24 protein-coding genes, 1 other RNA gene and 1 riboswitch are annotated in these 24,437 nt (G+C 38.8%); of the genes, 4 read left to right on the plus strand and 21 right to left on the minus strand.

Annotated elements, in window-relative coordinates:
- Positions 1-14: 14 nt before the first annotated feature.
- The 5 genes from feoB to AC4HCY_RS15230 form a co-directional block, all read right to left on the minus strand.
- The gene (gene feoB, locus AC4HCY_RS15210) at positions 15-1,784 is read right to left on the minus strand and encodes a ferrous iron transport protein B (RefSeq protein WP_323431864.1); all 1,770 of its coding nucleotides are present in this window, start codon (positions 1,782-1,784) and stop codon (positions 15-17) included.
- Between the two features lies 1 nt (position 1,785).
- Entirely contained in the window at positions 1,786-2,010 is a 225-nt protein-coding gene (locus AC4HCY_RS15215; RefSeq protein ID WP_323431865.1) for a FeoA family protein, read from the minus strand.
- 217 nt (positions 2,011-2,227) lie between these two features.
- Positions 2,228-3,193 carry an AEC family transporter gene (locus tag AC4HCY_RS15220; RefSeq protein WP_323431866.1) on the minus strand — a complete coding sequence of 322 codons (966 nt, stop codon included), beginning with the start codon at positions 3,191-3,193 and terminating at the stop codon, positions 2,228-2,230.
- 48 nt (positions 3,194-3,241) lie between these two features.
- Positions 3,242-3,655, minus strand: a complete 414-nt coding sequence (locus AC4HCY_RS15225; protein ID WP_323431867.1) for a bacteriohemerythrin — start codon at positions 3,653-3,655, stop codon at positions 3,242-3,244.
- Between the two features lie 181 nt (positions 3,656-3,836).
- On the minus strand, positions 3,837-4,778 hold the full coding sequence (locus AC4HCY_RS15230; protein ID WP_491094550.1) for a phosphoglycerate dehydrogenase: 942 nt from the start codon (positions 4,776-4,778) through the stop codon (positions 3,837-3,839).
- Between the two features lie 301 nt (positions 4,779-5,079).
- Here AC4HCY_RS15230 and AC4HCY_RS15235 point away from each other — a divergent pair, with 301 nt between their 5' ends.
- The gene (locus AC4HCY_RS15235; protein ID WP_442916676.1) at positions 5,080-5,430 is read left to right on the plus strand and encodes a YggT family protein; all 351 of its coding nucleotides are present in this window, start codon (positions 5,080-5,082) and stop codon (positions 5,428-5,430) included.
- A 197-nt stretch (positions 5,431-5,627) separates the two neighbouring features.
- Here AC4HCY_RS15235 and AC4HCY_RS15240 read toward each other — a convergent pair whose 3' ends face one another.
- Positions 5,628-6,938 carry a peptidase C69 family protein gene (locus AC4HCY_RS15240; protein WP_491094551.1) on the minus strand — a complete coding sequence of 437 codons (1,311 nt, stop codon included), beginning with the start codon at positions 6,936-6,938 and terminating at the stop codon, positions 5,628-5,630.
- 19 nt (positions 6,939-6,957) lie between these two features.
- On the minus strand, positions 6,958-7,839 hold the full coding sequence (locus AC4HCY_RS15245; RefSeq protein ID WP_323431870.1) for a cation diffusion facilitator family transporter: 882 nt from the start codon (positions 7,837-7,839) through the stop codon (positions 6,958-6,960).
- A gap of 138 nt (positions 7,840-7,977) precedes the next feature.
- Positions 7,978-8,073: riboswitch (NiCo riboswitch) on the minus strand.
- A gap of 246 nt (positions 8,074-8,319) precedes the next feature.
- On the opposite strand from AC4HCY_RS15245, the gene AC4HCY_RS15250 reads away from it, so the two are divergent.
- On the plus strand, positions 8,320-8,838 hold the full coding sequence (locus AC4HCY_RS15250; RefSeq protein ID WP_491096135.1) for a cupin domain-containing protein: 519 nt from the start codon (positions 8,320-8,322) through the stop codon (positions 8,836-8,838).
- A gap of 123 nt (positions 8,839-8,961) precedes the next feature.
- Here the strand turns inward: AC4HCY_RS15250 and AC4HCY_RS15255 are convergent, their stop codons facing one another.
- The 7 genes from AC4HCY_RS15255 to helD form a co-directional block, all read right to left on the minus strand.
- The gene (locus tag AC4HCY_RS15255; protein WP_491094552.1) at positions 8,962-10,566 is read right to left on the minus strand and encodes a DUF4153 domain-containing protein; all 1,605 of its coding nucleotides are present in this window, start codon (positions 10,564-10,566) and stop codon (positions 8,962-8,964) included.
- Positions 10,567-10,586: 20 nt separating this feature from the next.
- Positions 10,587-10,796 carry a helix-turn-helix domain-containing protein gene (locus AC4HCY_RS15260; RefSeq protein WP_323431872.1) on the minus strand — a complete coding sequence of 70 codons (210 nt, stop codon included), beginning with the start codon at positions 10,794-10,796 and terminating at the stop codon, positions 10,587-10,589.
- A 16-nt stretch (positions 10,797-10,812) separates the two neighbouring features.
- Positions 10,813-11,262 (minus strand): DUF2975 domain-containing protein, encoded by a 450-nt coding sequence (locus AC4HCY_RS15265; protein WP_323431873.1) that lies wholly within the window; start codon positions 11,260-11,262, stop codon positions 10,813-10,815.
- A gap of 253 nt (positions 11,263-11,515) precedes the next feature.
- Positions 11,516-12,934: a [FeFe] hydrogenase H-cluster radical SAM maturase HydG gene (hydG, locus tag AC4HCY_RS15270; protein WP_491094553.1), complete on the minus strand. Its 1,419-nt coding sequence runs from the start codon at positions 12,932-12,934 to the stop codon at positions 11,516-11,518.
- Positions 12,935-12,992: 58 nt separating this feature from the next.
- Positions 12,993-14,036, minus strand: coding sequence for a [FeFe] hydrogenase H-cluster radical SAM maturase HydE (gene hydE, locus AC4HCY_RS15275; protein WP_491094554.1), 1,044 nt, complete (start codon positions 14,034-14,036; stop codon positions 12,993-12,995).
- Positions 14,029-14,307 (minus strand): TM1266 family iron-only hydrogenase system putative regulator, encoded by a 279-nt coding sequence (locus AC4HCY_RS15280; protein ID WP_323431876.1) that lies wholly within the window; start codon positions 14,305-14,307, stop codon positions 14,029-14,031. The genes hydE and AC4HCY_RS15280 overlap by 8 nt, the downstream gene beginning before the upstream one ends.
- A gap of 440 nt (positions 14,308-14,747) precedes the next feature.
- A complete protein-coding gene (gene helD / locus AC4HCY_RS15285) occupies positions 14,748-16,979 on the minus strand; it encodes an RNA polymerase recycling motor HelD (protein WP_323431877.1) in 2,232 nt (743 codons plus the stop codon).
- Between the two features lie 470 nt (positions 16,980-17,449).
- Between helD and AC4HCY_RS15290 the strand changes: the two genes are divergently transcribed.
- Together AC4HCY_RS15290 and AC4HCY_RS15295 are read left to right on the plus strand one after the other, a co-directional pair.
- Positions 17,450-17,926, plus strand: coding sequence for a hypothetical protein (locus tag AC4HCY_RS15290; RefSeq protein WP_491094555.1), 477 nt, complete (start codon positions 17,450-17,452; stop codon positions 17,924-17,926).
- Entirely contained in the window at positions 17,887-18,132 is a 246-nt protein-coding gene (locus tag AC4HCY_RS15295; RefSeq protein ID WP_491094556.1) for a hypothetical protein, read from the plus strand. Before AC4HCY_RS15290 ends, AC4HCY_RS15295 begins: the two co-directional genes overlap by 40 nt.
- A 53-nt stretch (positions 18,133-18,185) precedes the next feature.
- Here the strand turns inward: AC4HCY_RS15295 and AC4HCY_RS15300 are convergent, their stop codons facing one another.
- From AC4HCY_RS15300 to AC4HCY_RS15330, 7 genes are all read right to left on the minus strand, one after another.
- Complete coding sequence (locus AC4HCY_RS15300; RefSeq protein WP_491094557.1) at positions 18,186-18,887, minus strand: pentapeptide repeat-containing protein; 702 nt, start codon at positions 18,885-18,887, stop codon at positions 18,186-18,188.
- A gap of 49 nt (positions 18,888-18,936) precedes the next feature.
- Positions 18,937-19,155 carry a hypothetical protein gene (locus AC4HCY_RS15305; RefSeq protein WP_491094558.1) on the minus strand — a complete coding sequence of 73 codons (219 nt, stop codon included), beginning with the start codon at positions 19,153-19,155 and terminating at the stop codon, positions 18,937-18,939.
- Between the two features lie 132 nt (positions 19,156-19,287).
- Positions 19,288-19,636: a transfer-messenger RNA gene (ssrA, locus tag AC4HCY_RS15310) on the minus strand.
- A 5-nt stretch (positions 19,637-19,641) separates the two neighbouring features.
- A complete protein-coding gene (gene smpB, locus AC4HCY_RS15315) occupies positions 19,642-20,106 on the minus strand; it encodes an SsrA-binding protein SmpB (RefSeq protein ID WP_323431263.1) in 465 nt (154 codons plus the stop codon).
- 129 nt (positions 20,107-20,235) lie between these two features.
- Entirely contained in the window at positions 20,236-22,353 is a 2,118-nt protein-coding gene (gene rnr / locus AC4HCY_RS15320; RefSeq protein ID WP_323431264.1) for a ribonuclease R, read from the minus strand.
- Positions 22,354-22,483: 130 nt separating this feature from the next.
- Positions 22,484-23,989 (minus strand): methyl-accepting chemotaxis protein, encoded by a 1,506-nt coding sequence (locus AC4HCY_RS15325; protein ID WP_323431265.1) that lies wholly within the window; start codon positions 23,987-23,989, stop codon positions 22,484-22,486.
- A 169-nt stretch (positions 23,990-24,158) separates the two neighbouring features.
- A complete protein-coding gene (locus AC4HCY_RS15330; protein WP_323431266.1) occupies positions 24,159-24,434 on the minus strand; it encodes a DUF1294 domain-containing protein in 276 nt (91 codons plus the stop codon).
- Positions 24,435-24,437: the final 3 nt, after the last annotated feature.

Consider the following 24,437-nt stretch of genomic DNA (forward strand, 5'->3'; position numbering starts at 1 on the left):
TTTGCTCCTCTCCTTTAAACCAAAATTAAGCTTCCCAGACTATAAACAATAAACGATATGATCCAAGCAAGAATCAATTGATAGCCTACTGATAATACCATCATTCCTCTGCCAAACTCCTTGCGCATAACAGCTATTACAGATACACAGGGAGTATATAAAAGTATAAATACCAGGTAACTATAGGCAGCAATCGGTGTGAAATGCTGGAGCAGCATATTATGCAAGTCTGCTCCGTATACTACACTCATAGTACTCACAACTACTTCCTTAGCCATAAGCCCGGTCAGCAAGGCTACAGCATTTTGCCATGTGCCGAATCCCATAGGTCTGAATATTGGGGCTATAACACCTCCTATATAAGCCAAAAAGCTACTTCCCATATCCGTCATGCCCGAGAAGTTAAAATTAGACAAAAACCATATGATCACAGACATTGAAAATATTATAGTACCGGCCTTTTTCAGAAAGCCCTTTCCCTTTTCCCATGTATTCCTCATAAGGCTTTTAAATTCAGGAAGCTTATATTCAGGAAGCTCGATGATAAAAGGCTCTTCATCCTTTTTAAATATTGTGCTCTTAAAGATGATCCCGATTAAAATTGCTATAAATATACCTAATAAATAAAGCGAAAAGGTTATAGCCGTCTCATTGCCCGGGAAAAAAGCACTGGCAAATAGAGCGTAAACTGGCAATCTGGCATTGCAGGACATAAGAGGTACCAATAAAGCTGTAAGTTTCCTATCCTTCTCGCTTTCTAATGTCCTGGCAGACATGATGCCGGGTACGGAGCAGCCAAAGCCTATTATAAAGGGTATAAAGGCCTTTCCTGACAAACCCATCTTACGCATTATTCTGTCCATTATAAATGCTGCTCTGGCCATGTATCCGCTATCCTCAAGGAAGGAGATTCCAAGGAACAAAGTCATTACTATAGGAAGGAATACGATGACAGAGCCGACTCCCGCGATTATTCCGTCTATTATCAGAGATCTGAACCAAGAGCTGCTGTTTTGCAGCAACAGCTCAGAAAAAACTACTGTCCTGCTTATGATAACGCTATCCATAGCATCGGATAAAGGCTGCCCTACCCAGGTGAATGTAAATTTAAAAATAATGAAAAGTATAAAAACAAATAAAGGATATGCTAAGTATTTGTTTAAAACAATCGAATCGATTCTTTCACTTATAGTAACACTGTCCCTTGCTTCCTCAGTAATTGTTTCAGCCAAAACTTCTTCAATATATTTATAATTTTCTTTTTCATCTTCTTTGTAATGATAATCATTCTCATTTGAAAAGCTAAAAAAATTACCGCTTTTAAGCAGCTTTCTAACCTCTTCTATACCTCTCCTCTTGGAAGCAGATATAGGAATTACCGTAACCCCAAGCCTTTTCGAAAGTTTTTGGTAGTCAATCTTTATCCCCTTGGCTTCCGCCACATCTATCATATTGAGAACAAGAACTATGGGCTTTCCAAATTGCTTCAATTGCAGCGTCAAGTACAAATTTCTATTTAAGGACGAAGCATCAACAATATTTACAATTACATCGACTTTACCTTTTTCTAAAAACTCCTTGGAAATCTTTTCTTCATTTGAGTAGGTATCCATGGCATATATACCTGGCAAATCTACTATCCTAACATTATTTTCTATATAGCCCTCCTTTTTCTCGACAGTAACTCCAGCCCAATTACCCACATATTGATTGGAACCGGTAAGATAATTAAATAATGTGGTTTTGCCCACATTGGGGTTGCCTAACAGAGCCGCAGTTATCATTTTAAGCCTCCTTTAAGTATATATTCTTAGCATCCTTCTTTCTTATCGCAAGGTTAAAGCCGCGCAGATTGATGATGATTGGATCTCCTAAAGGCGCAACTAATTTTACCTGCACAGGTGTTCCTTCGATGCATCCTAATGCAAGAAGCCTTTTGGCCAGTTTATCATCTCCACTTATCGAATCAATATAACCTTGTTGTCCGGGCTTTAAATCAAATAAGCACATAATTTGTCCTCCATTGATAATAATTCTCATTTATATAGTATTATAAATGAGAATGTTTGTCAATAAGATTTTTAAATATTTAAAATCTGAATTTTCAAAGGATATATCATATAGATATATGCCATTAATATTTGTAAGGGAATATTATATGCAAGCATAAAAAATAACCCAGTCAACTAAGATTTTTGACTGGGAAAAGTAAATAAAATTTTATTCTCTATGCAACCGGAAATAAAAGTCTAGCCATATAAATTACAAAAGCAAGACTGACAGCGCTCAGCAATGTAGAAGCCACAACGACCTGGGATGCAAAATCCGGATGGTTATCATATTCTACTGCGATAAGGGCACTGTTTACCGATGAAGGCACAGCCGAAGATATGACAAGAGTATGAGCTATAATACCATCAACCCTTAGCATATAAATAAATATCACTGCCAAAACCGGTCCGACTAACAATCTAACAAAACATGATAAATACACATCTATATTTCTAAGCTCAATAGGGGTTCGCATAAGCTGTATTCCCAAAGTAATAAGCGAAACCGGCACCAATGCATCGCCGGCATAGTTCAATGAAGACCAGACAGGAAGGTTTGTAAGGTCATAAGGCAAAGCTTTGCAGGCAAAGGCCAGCAGTATCGCATAAATTATAGGCATTTTCATGGCCTTGATAAAAGAATCTTTCCACTGAGTATCAGCCTTTCCTGCATTGATAAGACCAATAGTATGAGTAGAAATATTCTGAACTACCAATACCATAATCTGAACTGTAAGGGCTATGCTCAGATAGGGCGTTTCCCCGTTTACAATAAAGGGTTCACTGCTGAACACCAAGGTTATTAGAGGTATGCCTATGTTTGCAGAATTATAAAACATTATGGAATTGGCAAAAGCATTTTTCAAGCCTTCGCTGTATCCGCGGACCTTCGAAAGCAAAGCTGCTATCAGCATATTAGCTCCTAAGATCATTACAGCTATCGCCATCACCTTCATCATCTCAAGGGGAACGCTTGTTTTGTAAAGATTTACAAAAATAAAGCAAGGTGAAAAAATATAAAAAATCAATTTGGATAAAGTGTTTATATTCAGTTCAAATTTTCTGCTTATAAGGAAGCCCAATGCAATAAGTACAAAAATAGGTATTATGTTGTTAGTGAGTATAAATAAAAACACCTTCATATCTAGCCTTTCCCTTTCTGATAAGACATCTATAGCTTTTGAATATCGCTAATAAAGTCCATTTTTATTAAAGAAGTCTTTGTATTTCATATCTGTTTTTAAAATATGACCGGATATCCAGTCAGAAACAAAAGTAATAAGCTCAATAATGGAGTCTTTCCGTTCCATATCAATATCATCTTTCTCAAATTTCTGAAGCTTTTTTATTAAAAAAAGATGCTCTATTTTATGAGAGTCAGTTTCCCTATAGCCATACTTCTCCATAAGCTTTTCTTCATGTTGAAAATGATACAGCGTGTATTCCTTTAGCTTCTGCAAAATAGACATTACCTCATCAAAATGATCATAGTCAGCATCAGTATGTACAAGATCATATATCTTTCCCGCAATTCTAAACAGTTCTTTGTGCTGCTCATCGATTTCATTCACATTTACGCTATATGCATCTTTCCATCCAAACATGGCAAACCCTCCTTAAGTTTTTATAGGAATCATTACTAACATTCTACAACATATGCTAAAATATGACAATGACATGCCAAGCTGATGCGAAAATATTTATGTCAATCTACAGTTCTTTGACCCCTTACTCCAAAACGTTATCCGATATTCACGGCTAACAGGTAAAGCAAGATCTGGTTTATTAGTAACCCTTTTCAATATCTACTATATTCATAAGTCTTTCTCCGGATATAAACCTTTTCATATTTTCATAAATGATATTATATCTTCTTTCATTTCTCATCTCTGAAACCCAGGAATTGTGAGGAGTTATGATCACGTTATTCATATCCCAAAGCGGGCTGTCTTCTGGCAAAGGCTCTTCCTCAAGCACATCCAATGCCGCACCTCGAATTTTACCCTTCTCCAACGCTTCTATAAGCGCTGTCTCTTTTATGATGCTTCCTCTGGCAATGTTTATTAAGCAGGCACCTTTTCTTATAAATCCAATGCTCTTATCATCGATTAAGTGGTGTGTTTCTTTGGTATATGGCACCGAAAGCACTACTATATCAGCCTGCGATAAAGCATATTCAAGCTCCTTTATAGGGTAGCAGGCATCAAAATTCTGGGTTTTTTTACCCAATGTATTTATTCCGATTATTTTTACTTCAAAGCCCCGAAGTCTTTTTGCTGCTTCATCGGCTATACTCCCTGTACCTACGAAGCAAACAGTCTTATTATAGAGCTCCAAAATTGTAGCATCAATTTTCCACTTTTTTTCACTTTGTTTGCTGTAAAAGCTCCTGCTGTTCTTAAGCAATTCAAGAATCTTTAAAACAATCCATTCTCCGATTGGAATTGAGTAGCCTGATTTGTTATTTGTGACAATTATCCCCTTTTCTATAACCTTATGCTTGGGCAATTGGTCTATCCCTATACTGGAAAGCTGAATCCATTTTAATTGCTTAAGATTTGAAATATCCAACTTGGCAAATGGATTATAGCATACTAATGCATCTATATCGGCAATCTCATCTCTATATATAATTTCTTTTTCATCAGCATATATTATTTCATACCCTAGCTCGGCAATCGCCTTCATTTTTTTTTCACCATAATTATAAGTAAATAAAGCCTTCATATCCGCACCTCGTAATCTTTTTAAATGTTTTATTTTTCTCCCATGGATCCATGCCTTTATCTGCTTTGCCTTATCGCTCTTTTGCATAATCATTTACCAATTATACCATATGAAGCTCAATATAGCATCAGCAGTCTTATAAAATTGAAGCAGAGTTTACTGTTGCTTGTATACGGCGGTACATATTCTTCTTTCAAATGAAAATACTAAAATAAATATGATTGAATTGATTATGCAGGTTCTTATTGCAACCAGCATAATAGATCAAATTAGGGAGTGATCAATTAATATTATGAATAATATGAGCAATAACAATAAGGAGCATGAAATCTCCGATATGCCTTTATGGTTTTTAAAGACCCGGCATGCAATATATTATATCCTCAGTGTCATCGAAGTTTTGCTCGCTTTCCGCTTTATCTTCAAGCTTCTTGGAGCCAACCCACGGAATGGCTTTGTATCATTCATATATTCCATAGCAGGTATATTCACCTCACCATTCTCCGGGATATTTTATTCTTCTACCACCAGTGGGCTTGCCGCAAAATCTGTGCTTGAACCTGCTGCTTTGATTGGTATGGCAGTTTACGCTGTGCTGGCCTGGGGCCTGGTAGGCCTGATCAGGCTGAAAGCCAGTGAAAAGGGATATTGATGCTGATGAAATTGATAAGCGCATGCCTTCTAAAGCTCTATAGCTGCAGTATGATATATAAGCAGCCTATATAGGGCAAAAATAGCTTGTATTATGAAATAACAAGCTATTTTCCCCAAGATTACACTTTTAAGCAAGTCCGCATGTACTGTTGAACGATACTTTACCTCATGCTTTCTTATCCTTGCCTGCATTGATTAGCTGCCAAGTGTATTATTCTGCCTTTTCCAATACCAGCCGTAATATAGATTGCTATTGAACCTTTTGCTTTTTTTGCTGGTTACAGATAAATTATCTATCAGCTCTCTATAAAACTTCTCTTCTGCTTTTTGGACATAGCTCATAGCCTCCATTTTATCTTCCTCCGTCCTGACCTGAGCTGCCATTTTAAAAAACTCTGATTCTATCTTATCCCTTTCATTGATCAAGGATGCAAACTCTGTCACTTCACCGCTCAATATGGACCTATGAAGCTTTTCAATTTTTACCCAGTTGCCTACAGCTTTATGCTGCTCTTCTTCTGAAAAAAACATTTCTCTGCTTTTTGTAAACCAGTATGGTTTATAAAGTGAAATGCATGGCAGTGATGTTCCTGTTGTCCATAATGTAATGTCACCGTCTTTTAGCCGGACTACCATGCTTCCGGTAGTTTGGCTGGAAACAATTCCACCGCCATGCATGCATACGCTCTTCATGCTCCCGGCTTTAAAGTTTTTCACTTTATCATTATCACAATGGCTTCTCAAAACCCTCATCATGCAATTCACATCTATCTTTCCAGCATTATTTCTTAAGCTGCTCTCGGTATAGCTTTGTCTGTAATCCCCTTTTGCTGCAAATGAATATAACTTATCTTCATAGCAAAGCTTGAAACTAAAGTCCACTTTTGATCTGCACCATCCTTTTCTTATGGCATTTTCTATCAACCCGCTGCTGCATTCGTCAAAATCATTTCTTAAAGAAAGAGAATTTGAGATGGTATGTATATCGCTTATGCGTTTGACAGCCCAATTCTTTGCTGCTGTTTCCAATACATATGCATCTTCGCGGTCTGCTATGATAAAAGAATTATGATAACGAAGGTTCTCCGTATACCCGGCTTTACCGCCCTGTCCGTAATGCTCCAATAGGTGAATTATATAGTATACGGCATCGATAGCTCTTTCACATGATTCCAATGCCAGCCTCAGCATATCCATACCTAATAAAGACTCCGGTTCCAGCTTCTCTTTTGTAAATACCGCCTCATTGCCTATAACCAGACCTTTGTCGTTAACACCCATTTCAGCGCCCCACATCCAATGGGGCTTTATCAATATCACCTCATGGGTAAGCTCTCTCTGCTCGACTTCCACATATGTGCATTTTGCTTTCTTACCCTTTTCATTCAACCTGCCGGGTATCCTAAGCATGATCTGAGGTTCATTGGGCTCCCTATCACTGTTCTTAGCAAATATCACCGAATTGTCTTTTGTCACATTTGATAAAGCAACGAGTGTATCGCACATAATTTACCCTCCTTTAAACTCAAGCTTTATTTTCTCCATTAAAAGGTTCAAGATGAGCCAGAACATGCACATTCTCACTGATGGCTTCACGTAATTTTTCTTCAATATTATGGATCAATTTATGGGATTCTTCAACGCTCATATTTGGATCGGTCATAATGTGCATGTCGATATGCAAGTCATTATCACTTCCCCGGCTGCGTATATTATAGGTATCCTTAACCTGTTCAAAGCCAAGGGCAATATTTTTGATTTTTTCTGTATCAACAGCGGCTTTATCGACCAGCACATCACTATTGTCCCTAAATATCTCATAAGCTGCAAAAATTATAAAGCCGGCTACAATGAGAGATGCAATAGGGTCAATGATTGACGGCAGCCCCATTTTGATGCATATAAGCGTTGCTAATACACCTATTGAGACATATATATCACTTCTTGTATGCATGGAGTCGGATATCAGAATCTGACTCCCAAGCTTTTTACCGCTCTTGTATTCATATAAACATACAAAAATATTGATGCAAAGCGTTATAAGAAGTACGATCAGACTTTCCATCGTAATGCTTGGTATTACCGGGTTCACAAACCTGCTTATTGCACTTAGAATTATTTTCATGCCAATAAAGAAAAGCATTCCCGCTATAAAGAGGCCTGTAAGTGTTTCAAACTTTTTGTGCCCGTATGGATGATCCTTATCAATCGGCTTGGATGCCAATCGTATTCCTATCAGGCCTACAACATTAGAAGAACCATCTGTCAATGAGTGAAATCCATCTGCGGTCATACTGGAACTATTTATAATTGAGCCTATCATTATCTTCAGTACCGCAACACCCAGATTTGCAAAAAGAATAATCCAAAGCACCTGTCTAACTTTTTTATAAATATCTGCTGACATGATCATCTACCCCTTCAACTGATTATCTTTATCACTGAATGAAGTTTCGTTCAATATTAATTACCTAAGCCTTAAGAATAACGATAAGCAATAATAACTGGTAGAAAAAATACCCGTGGCACCATAATTTCTTTGAATTATAGTCCCACAGGTATTCACTCCTGCTGCCGGCTTTTCTGCCAGCCCAGCCCCACACGCTTCTAAAAAGCGTATCGCCTGCTCTATTTGCAAATATTTACTTATCTGTAATTACAGTCTATGTTAAAGAGGGTTAATTTGTCAATCATAAATGTTTTTATTATACAATTTATTTTTGAGAGGCTTCTTTTACAGTTAGTATTTTCATTTCTGAGAATCAAACACATCTTCACAACATAAAACATATGATAATATTATAAGCCTGTGGGAGGATTGATAGTTGTGAATAAAAAGCACCAATGCCCTTATTATAATGAAATACCAAAGCATAACTATTATCAAATGCACCAGTGTCCTTACTTAGCTAATGCTCCAATGTATAATCCAAATTTCTGGGCACAGTTTTCTGATCAGCATACTCCCTTTTGTGATGAAGAAGAGCACAGTAATCTTATTGAGTTAAAGGACTATGGAGCAAGCCCTTTTGTGGTTAATATTTCAGATGCCACCGAACAAAACAATACATTCCGTACCGCCCTATGGACAGGAAATCATTTGCAGCTTACCTTGATGAGCATCAAAGTTGGTGAAGAAATAGGCTTAGAGATTCATCCTAATGTTGATCAATTTTTACGTATCGAAGAAGGTCAAGGAATTGTTAAGATGGGTGATAGAAAAGATAGGTTGGATTTTCAAAGAAGAGTCTATGATGACTTTGCCATCATCATACCTGCCGGTAAATGGCACAATGTTATCAATACAGGCAATAAGCCGCTTAAGCTGTACTCTATTTATGCGCCGCCTCAACATCCAAAGGGCACAGTTCATGAAACTAAAGCAATTGCAGAAGCTGCTGAGTAAAGCTGCAGCAAAGTATCAACAGCATCTGTAAAAGTCTGCAAAAACAGCTTTCTATGGAAAAAGTTGTCATAGAAAGCTGTTTCTTATTTCACCTGATGTCTTCCCATGGACAAATCCATATCATCATTCAATAAGCTTTGCAAACTCTCTAACCTTTTGCCGTACATGCAAGTCCTGCAAACTGTCCCGTGATTTTCCCAATAGCTTTTCGCTCTCCCGGCGTTGATGATATATATAGGCCCTAAGCTCGGCCCTTAGCTTATCATCTCCTGTCTGTGCATAAATTTTTAATGCAGGATCAATCCCTGATGGGCCTGATAGATATAATATTTCTACATCAAAGCTTTCGAGTGTTCCCGAAAGAAAACGATCGGCATTGTATCGGGCAACAAAACCGTCGGGGTTAAGAAGACAAAGCGAGCAAAGCATCAGAGTACCTATAAAAAGTGAAAGCCGTACAATTGAAAACTGCCATTTTTGCAATGCAATTACACCGGCAAATATAAAAGAAAGGAAGCCCATAAACAAGCATGGCAGCAACCGGCGTATAGAAAGCCCGTATGCCCCTATATACAGCGCCATTTTGCTGAATGCGGTGGCTATGAGTATCATAGTCAGCAAAGAGAGCAAGCAATTAAATATTTTTAATGCGCAGCCTCTTTGCTGAGGTTTTTTGCAAAAAATATTGGCCAATACCAGTATGGATAGATTGATAGCTGCAATTTGACACAGTTCAAAAAATCCGCTGCGCGCATACTCCGAATAAATCTGCCATCCCTCTGGCCTCTGTCCTGCGAAAGCAGAGAAAAAGTAAGGCAGCTGGCTGCCTATGAATACCAGATACAGACCGCATATTAAACCAAGGGCAGTGTAAACAGTAGCCAATGAGAGTACCTTTGCGGATTCAATAGCATATTGAATCCCCACTCTTTTAAATGTATTGCAGCCTCTGTTGTGTGCGCACCCCGACACAAGCCCGAATAGATAAGCTGCTATCGGTATTGCAAGAAAACCGTTAAATATAAAATCCATAAATTGATTCTTCATCCATCGGTAATATTCATAGATTGTATTTGCTATTTTAGAGAAACCTCCACTGTCTGCTCTCATAAGCAATGGCAGGACCATACCTGCAACTAATAATGCAAGCAGCAGACCGAGCATAATGGATAAAATCTGCCTTCCCAGTCTTCCTTTTATATATTTGGGCGAAGAAAGGCTTTTGTACTGGCAAGCAAAATTTTTAAACGGAATAACAAATAGGCCGTTGATGCCGTCCAATAAAAGCCAGTTGCCGGTATTGCATAATATTAGCCGTCCTGAAGCATGGAGGACATAGTAAATAGCTGCGCAAAACAAAAACAAGCTGCGCCAGGGCTCTAGCCCATTGTTTGGGTAAAGGGAATAGCTCATCCCGGTCAATGTGATCGCTGCAAGCCAAAAGAATCCTGAACGAGAAAGGCTTACCCCTTTTTTCATAAGATACATGGTAACAGCAAGGCAATAGCCAATGGTAAAGGCCGTAACCCCCCAACCCTGCCATGAAAACAATACCCATCGGGCAAAGAAAAATCCCAAAACAAAAGCTAAGAATGCAAAAATAACATCCCTATTATCAGGTATAAAAGGCTCCGCAGATTTATAACCCCGCAGCGCTTCATCTCCCTTCAACGGCTGTGCCGCATCATCAGATAATACGACCTTATCGCTTGAAAAATTCCCTTTCATATATCCCACCTCATCATTTTTTAGTCTTGGTCTTTGAACTCCAGAATGTCACCGGGCTGGCAATTAAGCGCCTTGCAGATCGCCTCCAATGTGGAGAAACGAATTGCTTTAGCCTTACCGGTTTTAAGAATGGAGAGATTCGCCTGACTGATACCTATTCTTTCAGCCAGTTCGCCAGATGACATCTTTCGCTTTGCCATCATCACATCCAAATTTACTATAATAGGCATGCCCTTTCTGCCCCCTTTATATCGTGAGTTCCGATTCGTTCTTTAGTTCTACCGCCTGCGCAATGACATTTTTGATCACCCGCACGATGAGACCCATAAATGCAGCAGCCACAGCCACAAAGATCCATGGGAAATAATACGGTATCGAAGCAAAACAGATAATAGCTCCTGCAAAACAGCTCCAAGAAATCCGCCTCAGATATTCAACATTGGCTGTAATGAATACCTGTTCAAGCTCAATGCGGTGGAGCAGACGGTAAAGGCAAAAAAGTAGTACCGCTGCCGGAATACTTCCGGAATAGATGGTTAATAGGAAGAAAATTTCTTTCCCGACCAGATCCGCCCGCGAAAAATCCAGAAACCTCCGCACAAGCCATGGGGCAGATAGAGCAGTGCCGATCAGCATAAACGTGAAAACTAGAATGCATAATTTACTTAGACTGATTGATTTCTTGCCGTTCCACATAAAATCATCCTCCAAAACATTGTGAGAAATTCATTTTCATTGTTTGTAGTATAGCATAGGAATTATTGATATGCAATAATATTTTATTGTTATTCGATATATTTTTAATGTTTTCTATAAAGATTTGATTAATTGAGGTTTTCAATTAAGGTAGGATAAATATGAGCCTCTCAAAATTCCTTTCAAGAGGCCCATAATCCGCATGATTAATTGTTATAATATGCTTGCTGTTAATTTTTCATCATCTGCTTGTCTATAATCTGAAATCGCGACTGCCGTTGGTGATGTTTATTAGATTTTGCCTTACAATTTCCCTTACCTTTTCTTTTGGAATGTCTTCAATTCCCCTTCTGATCAAAGCCTCACCCAGTTCTTTGGTTTCCGGCGAAGCATAATCCTCCAGATATTCCTTCAGTGTCATAAGCGCATTGGGGTGGCAGCAGTTCTGTATCTGTCTGCTCTTGCAAAGGCTCATGAACCTGTCACCAGTCCTGCCTTCCCTGTAGCAGGCGGTGCAAAAGCTTGGAATGTACCCCATCTCCATCAACCATCTGACAATCTCGTCAAGGGTTCTTCGGTCGCTTACATCAAATTGGGAAGAATTTTCGTCTTCAGGCTCGGGCTCGTCATATCCTCCAACGCTTGTTTTTGAGCCGCCGCTGATTTGGGAAATACCCAGGTGAAGGACGCGTTCCCTGCATTCTTTGCTTTCCCTTGTCGATACGATCATCCCTGTGTATGGTACTGAGATGCGGATACATGCTACAATTTTAGCAAATACATCGTCACTTATTCCATTGCTGAAGGTGGACGGATCTATGTCATCTGCAGGACGTATCCTGGGTACGCTGATTGTATGGGGGCCCACACCAAATACCGCTTCAAGGTGCTCGGCATGCATCAGTAAGGCTGCAAATTCATACCTGTACAGCTCAAGCCCGAACAGCACACCCACCCCCACGTCATCAATACCGCCCAGCATGGCTCTGTCCATTGCTTCGGTATGCCAGGCATAATCATGCTTTGGCCCTGTGGGATGCAGCTTTCCATAGCTTTCCTTATGGTATGTTTCCTGGAATAGGATATATGTTCCGATTCCTGCATTTTTCAGTTTAGTATAGTTTTCCACCGTCGTCGCAGCAATATTGACGTTTACCCTGCGGATGGCCCCGTTTTTATGCTTTACGCTGTAAATCGTATCGATGGATTCAAGGATATACTCGATGGGATTGTTTACCGGGTCTTCGCCGGTTTCCAATGCAAGCCGCTTATGGCCCATATCCTGCAGTGCTATAACCTCGCGCCTGATTTCGTCCTGTGTCATTTTCTTTCTTGTGATGTGCTTGTTTTTCTTATGGTATGGACAATATATACAGCCGTTTACACAGTAATTGGACAGGTATAGCGGCGCAAACATTACAATTCGGTTTCCGTAAAAATCCTTTTTGATTTGTTCGGCAAGTCTATAGATCTCATTGTTTTTTTCTTCGATTTCACAATCCAGCAAAACGGCAGCTTCCCTATGTGAGAGGCCTTTGCGGAGCTTTGCCTTTTCAATGATGCTGTTGATAAGCTCGGAATTATTTTTGTTTTTTTCCGCATATTCCAGCGTATCAAGAACCTCCTGATGCGATATGAATTCTTCTGCTTTGGATGATTTTGGATCGTACATGATATTACTCCCTTCTTATATGGGTCAGAAAATCTTCCCCTTCAGTAATGGAATCCTCTTAAAGAGCTGATTTATGGTCTCCACGGGTTACGGATATTTGGTAGCCGATGCTTTCCATGCGGTTTTGCAGACAGTAACAGCATTCAGCTGCTTCATCCCCCGTACAGATCTTATTGTCGTAGAGCATATATTTTTTTCTTACATTAGTAGGTGACAGATTGGGCATAACTACGTTTGCTCCCGCCAGGATACCAAGCTCCCTTCCCTTAGGGTGGATTGTTCCCAGTGCAGTTGTAGCAGGCAGCAGAACGGTTGGAAGAATTAAGCGGATCATGCCGAGTAAAAACAAGGTCAGCTCCAGCGTTCCCGCTTCCCGGTCCGCAAAGGGCGTCTCATGATGTGGTATGAACGGACCGATGCCCACCATGTGGGGGTTAAGCTCCTTTATAAATAGCAAATCCTCAACCAGGCAATCGGTGGTCTGGAATGGAGAACCAACCATAAATCCGCATCCTACCTGATAGCCTATTTGCTTAAGGTCATAAAGGCACTGCTTCCTGGTTCCAAGCGACATCGTCACGGGATGAAGCTTGCTATAATGTCCTGCGTCTGCAGTCTCATGCCTGAGCAGATAACGGTCTGCCCCGGCGTCATAGAATGCTTTATAGGTTTCATAGCTTTTTTCCCCCACGGAAAGCGTAACCGCACAATTGGGATAATTTTTCTTTATGGTACGGATGATATCGATCATTTTTTTATCAGTATAATATCCATCCTCACCGCCCTGCAGTACAAAGGTGCGAAAACCCAGGTCATATCCGGCGGCACAGCAATCAAGTATCTGCTCCTCTGACAAACGGTACCGCTCTGCGTTTAAGTTGCTTCGTCGGATACCGCAGTAGAGGCAGTCGTTTCTGCAGTAGTTTGTGAATTCTATCAGCCCTCGTATATACACATCCTTTCCATAATTATCAATCCGAACCCTTCTGGCTTTTTCGAAGAGATATTCCGAAAGCTCAGGGTTCCGGCTGTCTATAAGCATCTTGTATTCTTTCGGTGAAAGCGTGCATGTTTCATAAAGCTTGTCAATAAGCTTATTCATCACCTGCCTCACCTTCAGCCCTTCCGGTTATCTTTGAAAATGCCGCTTTCGTGCTGACCCCGGGCAATCTGCCAAGTTTCCCTGAAAGAGCGCTGATTATGTCCTGAGGAGCATCCACTGCAATGCTTATTATGCTTATGCCTTTTTCGCGATAGGGCAGTCCCATTCTGCCAATAATATACTTCCCGTAATCGTGCAAAATGCAATTCAGTTTTTCTGCCGAATCGGTATCCTCAACAATGATCCCGATAATCGCAACCCTTGTTTCCATAAAAGACCTCCAATCAATAAAAAATACGCCCCGGAAGGCGCAGTACAATCGTTAATAACTTAACAATCATGGATATAGCTGTGCCTTCCGCCTTATACCTTGTATTTGGCGTCAGTAACAATTATGCTTTACTGCTTTGCCATAAGAAGCCTCTTGCGGCTTAGCAATTTTACTATATTATATTTCCATACGATTGTCAATGGTTTCCCCATCACCTGTTTTTGAATATGAGCAGAAATTAAATATACGCATTTCCACACACTTTAATGACAGATAATGCGGCTTCAATAGCTTTAAACATTGTTATATTTTAATCACATCGTTTTGTCCTGTTAGAGGCTTTGTGTTTAAGCTGCAGGTATGCTGGCAAATATATCCTTGCGTCCATTATATCAATGGACGCAAGATCAATGTCAATATGCCTTTTGAAGCCGGACTTGTCACAACTGCAATAAGGGTGTGAGCTTTCCTGAATAGTACACACATAATATATGCAGTGCTCTTGTGCAGGCAGTATAAAGCAGCAGCCTTTCCTCCTCACAACAATAGTTTTCATTTCCTGCATTATATATAAGCACCACATCAAACTCCAAGCCTTTAGCAAGATAGGCAGGTATTATTACGGCGCCGTTCAAATATCCCTCTTCATCGCTGATTATGACCTTCACCGGAACCTTATCCTTTAAGAATCCGTGCACTTCATTTGCTTCCTTTTTAGTCCTTGTTATGATTCCAATAGATTTATAGCCTTTTCCTTTATATATTTTTATGTCCTCTAAAATTTTTTCTTTTATAGCCTCTTCCCGTGAAAAGCCGAGGACTATAGGTTTATCTCCGTATCTTTCTACGGATTCATCGGTGATTTCCCTATTTAGCAGCCTTCGCGAGAATTTTGTAATCTCCCTTGTGGATCTGTAGCTTTTCATCAAGTTCATAAGGCAGGTATTATCCTGCGGGAATATATGTGATATATTATGATAATCACCTACATTCATAAATGGGTTTATAGATTGATCGAGATCACCCAGCATAGTTATGCCGGCATGATTGAAAAGCTGGTAAAAAATTTCATATTGGAGCGGTGTATAGTCCTGAGCCTCATCAATGATAACATATTTGATCTCTGAAGTCTTTGGAAGATCTCCCAGAGCACCCATGAGATACAGAAGGGGAGGCTGATCCTCATAATAAAGCTGCTGGGCCTTTAAATTTTCCAGAGTATAGCTTTTGATTTCATCTATTTCCTTTTCGGCGTCTGAGCTTTCGGAAAAAAACTCAAGATTCTCAATCAGCTTTTTATAGATATCCACTAAATCAAACTTTGTTATTCTGTCGATTTCAGAATATATATCCTTCATTTCACCTTTTACAATAGCTGTACTTTTCTTGGCAATTTCTGCTTTATCTATATAAGACCCTAAATCATCAAGCTCGTCCATCACTTCCTCTATCCGTTCTTTTTCGTAAGGCTCCAATAAGAATAAGATTCTTGCTCTCAGCTTTTGAAGCCTCCCTTTCAGAGGAAGCTGAAAATAATCTTTATAATACAGCTCGTGCAAATCCATAGATGAAATTATTAACTTATCTCTGAAAGTTATATCATTAAAATTTCTGTCTGCTTTTCCAACATAGCTTACATATTTCTTTAATATATCTGTAAATTCCAGGGAAGATTTATATTTTATATTCCTGATCCTTTTCTGATAGGCAGGTTTATCCTTGGACGCCAAAATATATTCCATCATATCGCAATAATCTTCTTTCTTTAATTCACCGCCCAATGTATTATGCATATATTCTTTAAAGGTTGTCTGGAGCATATTATCTTCTCCCAGCAGAGGCAGCACATCAGATATATAATCATTAAAAATTTGATTGGGTGAGAATATTATTATATTCTGAGGCCCAATATTCTCACGGTGCTTATAAAGAAGATAAGCTATTCTGTGAAGAGCAATGGATGTTTTCCCGCTGCCGGCAGGTCCTTGTACAATTAAATTCTTATATTCTTCATTGCGTATTATCTTATTCTGTTCTCTTTGAATAGTCGTTATTATGGTTTTCATCTTATTATCGACACTTTTGCTCAAGATTTCCTGAAGTATTTCATCATCTATCTTCAGATTGCTGTCAAACATGTATTCTATCTTACCGTTATTTATTTTGTACTGCCGCTTCAGCATAACCTTACCACGAATAATTCCTTCAGGGCATTTATAACCGGCTTCCCCAATTTCATAATCATAAAACATACTGGAAACCGGCGCTCGCCAGTCATATAGCAGAATATCATATCTGTCGTTTATCAGATTTGCTATCCCAATATAATACTTTTCAGCATTCTCATCTCCATTTTCAATAAAATCTATTCTTCCAAAGTAGGGTGATAAAATCACTTTTTCGTATTTTTCCTGAAGCTTTTTATTAAATTCGTGACTCCTCTTTTGCATTTTCAGCACATCGATGAATGCTAAAAAGTCTATAATCTGGCCCATTTCATTTGCAATGGAAACAGAACCCACCTCTTGCCATAGCTCTCTTTGAGTATCTATGGCTTCCTTTTTAAGCTTTTTATTGAAGTTGCGCTTTTCACTGAGCTGTTTCCGGGCTTCTTTCAGCACATTTTCCAGCCACTCGTTTTCCTGTTTCCATTCAAAATCGCTAATGCTCATGACACATCCTCCTATAATATTTAGCTAAAAATTTTTTCTAACTATATTGACATTGCTTTTACGTTGTTGTATACTTAAAGCAGGGGTATTGTAAATCGCATTTGAATAATTAGGCATCAGATTTAGTTTACCACCCTTTGATTTGTTGTGTCAATAGTGAAGAAATTCATAATTTTATATTTTGCTTGTAACAAAGCCTGTGATGCTTCTATCACAGGCTTTTGCTATTGATAACCTTATTTAATTCCGTTAGTTCTTTTCGTCATATAAGAAATCTATTAAACTTGTCTAATTCGGCTTAAGCATTTGGTTTCTTTAGAAGCTGCATCGCAAGCTTCATCCCTCAAGGATCATATGGACATATAGTACATAATGGTATATAGTATAAGTAAATAGCATATCCTTATAATCAATCAAGTATTAAGGAGAGTGAATGTAAGGGTATGTGTAATTATGAGAGGGTGAAATATATGGATGCAATATTTAAAGAAAAATCTATCAGCTCTACTAAACAGGAATTTCCCAGCGTTTTTAGACAAGCATTAAAAGGCTTTGAAATTATTACAGGCAATCAAAAAAGCAATAATGAGGAAACAGTCTCAATAATATCAACCAAGCTGTTCGAGGATATTATTGATAATGCATATAAATTTAATCCTGCTATTGAAGCTGATGAAGAAGGATTAGGATATACGGTTGCGCTAGATGAAGTTTTGGTTTTTGGAGATGGAGACACTTTAGAAGAAGCCTTCTATGATTTAGCTGATAACTTAATAGAATATGCCATGTTGTACCTTGAAAAAATAGATTTCTATAGGCAGATAGAAAACAGAAAAAATCATTATCCTTATCTTAGGAAAATAGCAAAATGCACCAATAGAGATGAAGTATTGGAGGTTATACTGGAATGCCGTACAGATTTACAACAGGCGATATTAAAAAAATAGCCAGCAGGTTAGGGCTTCAAAAGGTAAGAGATAAGGTATGGAGTGGCACAGATATTAAAGGTCAATTCCTCCAGACCTACATACATGATCATGGAGATGGTGTTCAGATTAAAACTGGAACAGCAAAAAGACAAGCTGAACAAATGGGATTTAGTGACTTAGAAGATATGTATGATTTTCTTAAAAATAATAGGCGTAAAAGATAAATAATTATAAAAAAGCCGCATATATGGAATGATACGGCTGTATCTTTTTGCTCTTAATAACTCTTGGCTTCTTCTCTCGTCATCCAAAAATGAATACCACTAGTAGAATCCATCCACCGGTCTTCATCGAAATCTTTTACTTCTACCCATTCACCCAAACGGTAAACAAAATTCTCATCTACTAAAGACCAGGCCTCCATGTAATTTTCCTTATAGTCGAAACTTTTGATGGTCAGAACCTTTGCCTTATTGCAGCGGCAAGAAGGCAACGTAGCCGAAGTTCGCTTTGCATCTGCCGGTATTAGAAGTTGTACCAAACGGTCATTAAGGCACTTCTTATATCCAATGAAGGCCCCCTTCTCGGGACAATGTAGACGAAACCATTTTGTATTCTCATCAGATATAATGCCATCCAGTTTAGCATACTCCAACACTGCGAAATATAAATTTGCACCTTCGATATTGCAGCCCGTCATATCTGCATAACGAAGAACCGCACATTCTAAATTTGCCTGTCTAAAATTCGTCTTACGCAAAGTACATTCATCAAACAACGCGTTAAAAACACTGCTGTGCTCTAAATTTGCCCCATCAAATCTGATTCGATGAAATGCACTCAAAGAGAAATCAATGTTAGATAAATCCCAGTTTGTAAAATCCATATCAAAAAGTTCTATCTCTTTTAGAACTAGCCTTTCTTTTGGTTTTCTATTCTTTAATATCTCTTTAAATTCCTCTTGCGATAATTTACGCATGTCAATTTCCTCCCTTTAAAGGGCTTTTATAATCTATAAATATTGGAATTTATCTTCCGATTCTCATTTTATTCTTTATCCATTCGATTAAAAGAGCAACAAAAAAGCAAACAACATAAGAAATGATGAAATACAGTAGCGTCTGTTCTAATATGGGCGGATATGTATTGTTATAAAGCTCAAAAAATAGAATTCGAGGTAAAACAACACCGCCAATTGTTGTACCTATACTTACTCCTATCGCAGATTTCAAAGCTCTTTTAACCATAATACCCCGCCTCATCAGATTCCTGTTTATCGGCTGCTTCTCGTCATATAACTAACGAGAAGTCCAATTTATATTATACTATAAAAAACAGACTGCATGCAGTCTGTTTCTATGTAAATCTATATTGTTTTTTGGTGGAGGCGAGGGGAATCGAACCCCTGTCCGAAAGTCCTCAAACTGAAATCTCTCCGAGCGCAGTCAGTGATTTGGCATTCCCTCTACCGTACGCCCGCTGACAGGCTTACAGCTTCAGTAGCTTCATAATGCGCCAGCTGCCTCAAAGCTTTGGCAGTGGCGGACCCCGCTAAATGACGCCCTATCCTATAGTGCGGGAACTACAGGTAGAACGAGCAGCAATTAAGCTGCTAACGCGTAATTATCGTTTGCGTTTAATTTAAGTTTTCCAGCTTTTATCGTGGTTCTGGAGTCCACGGCTCGCTATCTCAGCCCTCGATACCCCCGTCGAAGCCATTACGCCCCCATTAATCAATATTCCTTGCCTCTGAATTCCCTTTCCACTTCCCTTTTGGCATCCCTTTCCGCTATCGCCTGGCGCTTATCGTGAAGCTGCTTGCCTTTGGCTACTGCCAATTCTAACTTAACAAGGCTGCCTTTCAGGTAAATGCTCAGAGGTACAAGGGTATATCCTTTTTGCTGAATATAACCTATTAGTTTGTTGATCTCATATCTGTTGAGCAATAGCCTTCTGGTTCTCATCGGGTCCTTGTTGAAAATATTTCCTTTTTCATATGGGCTCACATGCATGTTATAGATAAATGCTTCACCTTTTTCAATTGCTGCATAGCTGTCCTTCAAATTCACCTTGCCAAGTCTTATTGACTTAACCTCGGTGCCAAAAAGCTCTATGCCTGCTTCATAGGTTTCTTCTATAAAGTAGTCGTGTCTCGCTTTTTTGTTTTGTGCTAAAACCTTCACATTTTCTTTTCCCATATTATTACCACCCGAATCAAACTGTAAATCTATTATATAAACCACAGCTTTAATTGTCAACTAATTAAGTTTAGCACAAAATGAATGTTATGACAATGTAATATTCTTCAACACTGAATGAAGTCTCGTTCAACATTCTGCCAGCACAAAGTCCACCTTATGACTTGCCATATCCACAGAGAGCACTCTTATCCTTACCATATCGCCTATCCTGTAAATTTTACGCTTTCTTTCTCCGATCATAACATGGCTTGTTTCATCAAAGATATAATAATCATCTTCCATATTGCTCACATGCACCAAACCCTCTATGGTATTCTCTAATTCCACATACATGCCAAAGGAAGTTACGCTGGATATTATTCCTTCATATTCTTCACCTATTTTGTCCTTCATATATTCAGCCTTCTTCAGGTCTTCCACTTCTCTTTCGGCTTCTTCTGCGGCTCTTTCTCTGATAGAAGACTGCTCAGCGATGCCTGGTATCATTTCCTTCAACTCTCTTATCCTGCCTGGTGTAAGCTTACGATGTATATCCTCTTTTATTATTCTGTGAATCATAAGGTCCGGGTATCTCCTTATAGGTGAAGTAAAGTGGCAATAATATTTTGATGCCAGGCCAAAGTGGCCCAAGCTGCCGCCGTCATATCTTGCCTTTCTTAAAGATCTGAGCAGCAGCGTATTGATGAGTCTCTCCTCTTTCTTGCCTGCCACCTTATCTAAAACCTGCTGAAGCGCCTTCGGATGTATTTCATCTGCGCCTTTGATGCTATACCCAAAATTATGGATTAGCACGTTCAATGCCATTATCTTTTCCGGGTCCGGGTCTTCATGGACTCTGTAAACAAAGGGCATCTCCTTCCAATACATATGCTCCGCAATGGTTTCATTGCATACTATCATAAACTCTTCAATTATCCTTTCAGACACTCCTCTTTCATAGGGCTTTATATCCACAGGCTTTCCCTTGTCATCAAGTATTATTTTAGATTCTTCAAAATCAAAGTCTATGCTGCCTCTTATCCTTCTTTTCTTCCGAAGTATGTTCATGAGCTGTTCCATAGCTTTGAAGGCATCGATAAATTCCTTATATCTTTCCTTTAGCTCCTCATCCTCATCCTCGAGAATCTTATTAACATCTTTATAGGTCATTCTCTCTGAGGTTCTGATAACGCTTTCATATATATCATATTTGACTACATTTCCCTTGTTGTCTATTTCCATGTCACAGCTCAAAGTCAACCTGTCAACTTTGGGATTTAAGCTGCATATTCCGTTTGAAAGCTTTTTAGGAAGCATAGGTATGACTCGATCTACCAGGTAAACGCTGGTGCCGCGTTTCAAAGCTTCATTATCCAATGAGCTGCCTTCGAATACATATTGACTGACATCCGCTATATGGACTCCTAAGAAATAGTTGCCGTTAGGCAGCACTTCCAGCGATACTGCATCATCCAGATCCTTGGCATCTTCTCCGTCAATGGTCGCGATCTTTCTGTTCCTCAGATCTTTCCTGTTGCTTAAAGCCTCACTCCTTACTTCATCTGGAATCCGGCTGGCTTGGGCTTCTACATCCGCCGGAAATTCTTCAGGCAAATTATGACCGCGAATAATGGATAATATGTCTGTGCCCGCATCGTCTCTATGTCCCAATATCTCAACTATCTTTCCTTCGGGATTCCTTCTGCCCTCGGGCCAGCGGGTTATTTGAACCACTACTTTATAACCGTCTTTCGCTCCTTCAAAGTCTTCCTTTGATATGAATATATCCTGGTGTATCCTTGCATCATCAGGAACCACAAAGCCGAACCTTTTGTTGCTCTCAAAAGTCCCGACTATTTGCTCATTTGCTCTTTTTAATATCCGTATTATCTCGCCTTCGCTTTTTATGGTTCCAATGCTTCCCTTAGTTATCCTGGCTATTACTCTATCATTGTGCATCGCTCCGTTAAGGTTTTCCACAGGGATATAAAGATCCCTTATATCAGAATTATCAGGTATTAAAAACCCGAAGCCTTTCTGACTGCCCTGAAGCCTTCCCACAATAAGGTTCATTCTCTCGGGCAAGCCATATCTTTTTTTTCTCGTTTTAATAATATATCCATCAGACTCCATATATTTTAAAATCTCTTCCAGTTCACTCGATGCTTCCTCATCAATTTTCAAAGCCCCTGCTAATTCAGAAATAAGCATGGGATTATAGGCTTCCTCTCTCATATATTCCAATATTCTATCTAAAAGCTCCATAATTCTCCTCCTATCATTATTGAAATTATATATAGAATAATATTCCCACAATCAATTCTTAAAAAACATTTTCAAAATTTCGTCATAAGTAAAAATGCAATATACATATAGTATACTGCCTTTTCTTCATTTATTTATTCAATCTTATTATATCATCTACGCTGAGTCCAGCCTGGATAATTCCTTTTTTATCTTTGCGCGCTATACCAACATATTTAAAATATTTGCTATCTATATTTCTAATCTTAAAGTTTTGTACAACTTCCAAAGATGGGTCCTTAAGTATCTTTCTGAATTCACCGGCTTGCGTAGTGACATCATCGGAGAATCTAAAGCCGATATTGCTGTTTTGATTGCAATATCTTACCACCCCATCTTCATCTGTCACTGCCAAAGCAGTTATTCCTGTTTTTTGAATATATTCGCTGAGGATATTATTATTAGGCTCTGATTCTTTTAGCTTATCAGCCAATTCACGACAGCAGGCGATAAGCTTTTTCCCCAATATGTCTTCAAACTTGTTCATAAATATCCTGGAGTTATTTGCAACCACTCTCAAATCATTGCAAATGGTCATGTTATTATGCTCCAACTCATTCTGCTCATTGATATCGTTTTCTATGGAGCTCACAGATTCAATGAATTCTCCGAAAAACTCGGATAAACTTTCATTGGCGGAAGCAATCTGCTGGGTAGCAGAGGCCTGTTCATTGATTTTTCCGGAAAAATCAATGAATACCGACATTATGTGTGATATAAAGCTATCTATTTCATTCATATAATTTTTAATGTAGTTTGCAGAGTCCTTGCTCTTAGAACTCATTTCTGATAGCTTATCTATGCTTCCCATGGTAGTGTTTGCCTTAGATTTGATTTCATCCATCTGCTCCTTAATATTTTTAGCAGAGTTGGAGCTTTCTTCCGCAAGCCTTCTTACCTCATTTGCTACAACAGCAAAACCCCTTCCGTTTTCCCCTGCCCTTGCTGCCTCAATAGATGCATTTAAGGCCAGCAAATTAATGCTTCCTGACAGGTCTTCAACAAAATGAGCCATTGCCTGGGCTTTATCCGTAACCCTGGCCAATTCCTCCACTTCTCCGATAAGGCTGCTCATAGCTTCGCTCATAACTCCCAATATTTTCAATGATTCCTCTGTATTGGTCTTGCCATCGATAACCGATTTCTCCATATTTTTTAGGTCTGCAAGAGTGCTTTCAGAGGCAGACGCCATGTCCGACTCGCTGGCAGATATCTGCTGAGATGCGCCGGCAGCTTCCAGAAGCTTTTCGTATACGCTCTTAGCTTTTGCATTTAAGTCCCCTATTCTTTGTCTGATCGATGTCATCCTTTCTTCTGACCTGCTGCAGGAGGTGGAAATTCTGGATACATCGTTTTCTATATAAAGCAATGCTTTTAATATATTGCTTATCCAATCCAAAAGCATGGATGTGATATTATTATATACTTCTCGTATCCTGCCTTTATTTTTTATCTTATACGAGTAGTTGCCATCTAATATTTCCTGCAAGGCATTGGTGCATTCATCAGTATTCTTGGATTTTCCTCCGAATTTGTAGATGGCTAATAAAAGAATTGCTATAGCTTCTAGAATAATTACAATAATGTATAAGTTCAAAACGACACCTCCAAAAATAATTAAATAGACAACATTATTAATGTTTCTACATAATTTTGCTAATTCCTCCATAAATACTATACAAAAATGTATTTATTTCCATGGTGCTAAAATATTATAATTTACTAGATATTGTGTCCTAGTTTTTATGGTGCCGTTCTCTATCCCTTTAAAAGGCCTTAATATATAGATATATATAAACAGCAAGGTTTAAGACTGACAAAACAGGTATGCCAATTTGAAACTTGCGTTTGTTAGTCTTATGGCGGAAGGTTCTCATCCCCAACAACATACCCAAAGCGCCGCCTAAAAAAGCTATGGCAAATAAATTTTTTTCGCTTACTCGCCATTTATCTCGCCTAGACTTGCTTTTATCGAATCCCATGATACTATAGCCTATTATATTAATTATTAAAAAGTACAAAAAAATAGCTTTAATAACCATAAT

This window comes from Lutispora sp. QWL-02 (assembly GCF_058315355.1).

Coding starts and splice junctions, on each gene's coding strand:
- AC4HCY_RS15245 (WP_323431870.1), bottom strand. CDS start 7,839: ATGTCAGCAGATATTTATAAAAAAGTTAGACAGGTGCTTTGGATTATT.
- rnr (WP_323431264.1), bottom strand. CDS start 22,353: ATGGAGCTTTTAGATAGAATATTGGAATATATGAGAGAGGAAGCCTAT.
- AC4HCY_RS15300 (WP_491094557.1), bottom strand. CDS start 18,887: ATGCGTAAATTATCGCAAGAGGAATTTAAAGAGATATTAAAGAATAGA.
- AC4HCY_RS15265 (WP_323431873.1), bottom strand. CDS start 11,262: ATGTGGAACGGCAAGAAATCAATCAGTCTAAGTAAATTATGCATTCTA.
- AC4HCY_RS15290 (WP_491094555.1), top strand. CDS start 17,450: ATGGATGCAATATTTAAAGAAAAATCTATCAGCTCTACTAAACAGGAA.
- AC4HCY_RS15215 (WP_323431865.1), bottom strand. CDS start 2,010: ATGTGCTTATTTGATTTAAAGCCCGGACAACAAGGTTATATTGATTCG.
- AC4HCY_RS15220 (WP_323431866.1), bottom strand. CDS start 3,193: ATGAAGGTGTTTTTATTTATACTCACTAACAACATAATACCTATTTTT.
- AC4HCY_RS15280 (WP_323431876.1), bottom strand. CDS start 14,307: ATGGAAACAAGGGTTGCGATTATCGGGATCATTGTTGAGGATACCGAT.
- AC4HCY_RS15330 (WP_323431266.1), bottom strand. CDS start 24,434: ATGGTTATTAAAGCTATTTTTTTGTACTTTTTAATAATTAATATAATA.
- hydG (WP_491094553.1), bottom strand. CDS start 12,934: ATGTACGATCCAAAATCATCCAAAGCAGAAGAATTCATATCGCATCAG.
- AC4HCY_RS15260 (WP_323431872.1), bottom strand. CDS start 10,796: ATGCCTATTATAGTAAATTTGGATGTGATGATGGCAAAGCGAAAGATG.
- hydE (WP_491094554.1), bottom strand. CDS start 14,036: ATGAATAAGCTTATTGACAAGCTTTATGAAACATGCACGCTTTCACCG.
- feoB (WP_323431864.1), bottom strand. CDS start 1,784: ATGATAACTGCGGCTCTGTTAGGCAACCCCAATGTGGGCAAAACCACA.
- AC4HCY_RS15305 (WP_491094558.1), bottom strand. CDS start 19,155: ATGGTTAAAAGAGCTTTGAAATCTGCGATAGGAGTAAGTATAGGTACA.
- smpB (WP_323431263.1), bottom strand. CDS start 20,106: ATGGGAAAAGAAAATGTGAAGGTTTTAGCACAAAACAAAAAAGCGAGA.
- AC4HCY_RS15250 (WP_491096135.1), top strand. CDS start 8,320: ATGCACCAGTGTCCTTACTTAGCTAATGCTCCAATGTATAATCCAAAT.
- AC4HCY_RS15240 (WP_491094551.1), bottom strand. CDS start 6,938: ATGTGCGATACACTCGTTGCTTTATCAAATGTGACAAAAGACAATTCG.
- helD (WP_323431877.1), bottom strand. CDS start 16,979: ATGAGCATTAGCGATTTTGAATGGAAACAGGAAAACGAGTGGCTGGAA.
- AC4HCY_RS15255 (WP_491094552.1), bottom strand. CDS start 10,566: ATGAAAGGGAATTTTTCAAGCGATAAGGTCGTATTATCTGATGATGCG.
- AC4HCY_RS15225 (WP_323431867.1), bottom strand. CDS start 3,655: ATGTTTGGATGGAAAGATGCATATAGCGTAAATGTGAATGAAATCGAT.
- AC4HCY_RS15295 (WP_491094556.1), top strand. CDS start 17,887: ATGCCGTACAGATTTACAACAGGCGATATTAAAAAAATAGCCAGCAGG.
- AC4HCY_RS15235 (WP_442916676.1), top strand. CDS start 5,080: ATGAGCAATAACAATAAGGAGCATGAAATCTCCGATATGCCTTTATGG.
- AC4HCY_RS15230 (WP_491094550.1), bottom strand. CDS start 4,778: ATGAAGGCTTTATTTACTTATAATTATGGTGAAAAAAAAATGAAGGCG.